This is a genomic window from Mycobacterium sp., assembly GCF_032161845.1.
Taxonomy (GTDB): Bacteria; Actinomycetota; Actinomycetes; order Mycobacteriales; family Mycobacteriaceae; genus Mycobacterium.
Genome location: NZ_JAVRQA010000538.1, coordinates 1 through 2,687 on the forward strand (window position 1 = coordinate 1; position 2,687 = coordinate 2,687).

A 2,687-nucleotide genomic window follows, 5' to 3' on the forward strand; every position below is an offset into this window, starting at 1 on the left:
TCGTCGAGCACCGACAGCCCAGCCTCGAAACCGTCCCGAAACCCCACGGCAAGTGCACGATTGGCCCGTGCGACCGGCGAGTCGACGATGTCGATCAGCCGGTCGTATGCGGTGCAGATCGAGGCCCAGTCGGTCTGCTCCCAACTCGGTGCCGTCGCGTGAAGCGCCGCGATCATCGCCTGCGGGAGGTACGGGCCACGCGCACCCGCCGCCGACCGCAACCGGTCCAGACCACGGATGACCCGCCCGCGGTCCCACCGGCCGCGGTCCTGTTCGTCGAGCGGCACCAGGGCGCCGTCCGCGTCCACCCGAGTGGCGCGACGGGAGTCATGAAGCAGGACGAGGGCGGCGAGCGCGTGGGTTTCGGGCTCGGTCGGCATCAGCGCACACAGCTCGCTGGCGAGGCGAACACCCTCGTCGCACAGTTCGTCGCGAACAGCCGACGGACCGGCCGTCGACCAATAGCCCTCGGTGAACACCGAGTAGATGCAGGCCAGGACGTGCGGTGTCCGCTCCGGCAGCAGTTCGGGCGGCGGGACGCGTAGCGGGATGTTCGCGCCGCGAATCTTGCTCTTGGCCCGCGTGATCCGCTGTCCAACGGCGGCCTCGGACTGCAGTAGCGCGCGAGCGATCTCGGCGACCGTCAGGCCGGAGATCAACCGCAGCGTCAGCGCAAGCCGCGACGCCGGATCCAACGCGGGATGCGCGCAGGTGAACATCATCCGCAGTTCGTCGTCGCGGACCGGATGGATCGGCCGCGCGTCCATGCGGGCCAGGTTGTCGTCCATCACCGCAGCGAGTTCCTTTCCGGGCCGCGCTGATTCGCGACGGAGGCGGTCCAGCGCGCGGTTGCGGGCGACCGTGACGATCCACCCGCCTGCGTTGTCGGGCACGCCGTCGCGCGGCCAGGCCCGCATCGCCTCGGCGAACGCCTCCTGGACAGCGTCCTCGGCGACGGTGAGATCGCCGGACCAGCGTGCGAGCGCCGCCACGGCTGGTCCCCATTCGCGTCGAAAGACGCTGTCCAGGATGGTCATTCAGGGAGAATCAGAGTCCGGAAACCCCGAGGAGCTGACGAACCTCGACGGAGCCTGCGGGAATCATCGAGGCCAGCTTCACCGCCTCGGCGCGATCGGCCGCGCGCAGCAGATAGAAGCCGTTGGCGACTTCGGCGCCCTCCACGTACGGACCGTCGGTCAGTGCGACTTGGCCGTCGCGCACCCGAACGGTCGTCGCGGTGCTCGGCGGATGCAGCGGGGCTCCGCCCGCGATGTAGTCACCTATCGCCTTGCCGAGTTCGACGTGCTCGGCGACGCGTTGGTCCCACTCCGGGCTGCCCGGCACGTTGACGTCGTCGGGTGACTCGAGCAGCAGCGCCAGCCACGCGGTGTCGACCGGCGACGTCGGCGCGGTCCAGTGGACCATCGGCCACACCTCCACCGCGCCATACTTCGCGGCGGGAATCTGCTGGGCGAGGGCGAGCGCGTCGTCGAGGTTCTCCGCCTCGAACACGTAGTAGCCGCCAGCGACCTCGGCGGACTCGGCGAATGGTCCGTCGGTGACGGTCGGGGAGTCGGGGCCACCGCTGATCCGCGCACCCGTCGCCGTCGAAGCCAGGGCGTCGCCGGCGCGGATCGCCGACGCCGCGGCAGCGTGGAAGGCCTGGTAGGCGGCCATTTCAGCGGCTTGGGCCTCGGGAGCGGGCGCCTCGGTGGACTCGGCGCCGAGCAGCAATGCGAAGTAATGCATCGGGGTACCTCCGGGTAGCGAGCAGAACCTTCTGTTCCACTCTCTACCCGTTCGACGAACGGCGTCGACCGAATCCGACAGCATCATCGAGACCACGCAAAAGCCCCCGCTCGCGGCGGGGGCTGATGCGCTGCTGGGGAAGCCTAGGCGGCGGCGCCTGGCTTCAGGTAGGTCACCAGGCTGACGTCGATGGCCTCGTCGACGAAGTAGTACTGGCACCCGGTCAAGTACTTCATGTACCGGTTGTAGTTCTCCTCGTCGGTCGCGGCGATCGCCTCATCCTTGTGGTTCTCCAGAGCCGCGGCCCAGATCCCCAGCGTCTTGATGTAGTGATTCCGCAGCGACAGCGCCTCGGGCACGACGAAGCCGGCCTTCTCACCGTGCTCGACCATCATCTTCGTGGTCGGAACCCGGCCGCCGGGGAAGATCTCGGTGATCATGAACTTGACGAAGCGGGCTAGGTCGAAGGTCAGCTTCTTGCCGCGCTCGGCCAGGTCGTACGGGTGAAAGCCGACGCTGCTCTGGATCGTCATCCGGCCGTCGTCGGGCAGGATGTCGAAGCAGGTCTTGAAGAAGTCGTCGTAGCGCTCGAAGCCGAAGTGCTCGAAGGCCTCGATGGACACGATCCGATCGACGGGGCTGTGGAACTGCTCCCAACCCTCGAGCCGCACGTCGAAGTTGCGCTTGCTGTCGGATTTGGCCAACAGCTGTTCGCAATAGACCTGCTGGTTCTTGCTCAGTGTCAAGCCGATGACGTTGACGTCGTACTTCTCCATCGCGCGCTGCAGCGTCAGGCCCCAGCCGCAGCCGACCTCGAGCAGCGTCATGCCGGGCTTCAGATCAAGCTTGTCGAGGTGTTGGTCGACGTTGTTGATCTGCGCCTCGGAGAGCGACATGGTCGGCGAGGTGAAGTAGGCGCAGCTGTACTTGCGTGTCGG

Annotated in this window: 3 protein-coding genes; all 3 read right to left on the reverse strand. The window is 67.4% G+C overall.

Annotated features, from left to right (window positions below; genetic code table 11):
- The coding region (locus tag QOD90_RS30180) for an RNA polymerase sigma factor (RefSeq protein ID WP_526356044.1) at positions 1–1,037 on the reverse strand (1,037 nt) is incomplete at its 3' end.
- 10 nt (positions 1,038–1,047) lie between these two features.
- On the reverse strand, positions 1,048–1,749 hold the full coding sequence (locus QOD90_RS30185; protein ID WP_526356046.1) for a YciI family protein: 702 nt from the start codon (positions 1,747–1,749) through the stop codon (positions 1,048–1,050).
- Positions 1,750–1,892: 143 nt separating this feature from the next.
- A partial coding sequence (locus tag QOD90_RS30190) for a cyclopropane mycolic acid synthase family methyltransferase (RefSeq protein WP_526356048.1) occupies positions 1,893–2,687 on the reverse strand: 795 nt, incomplete at its 5' end.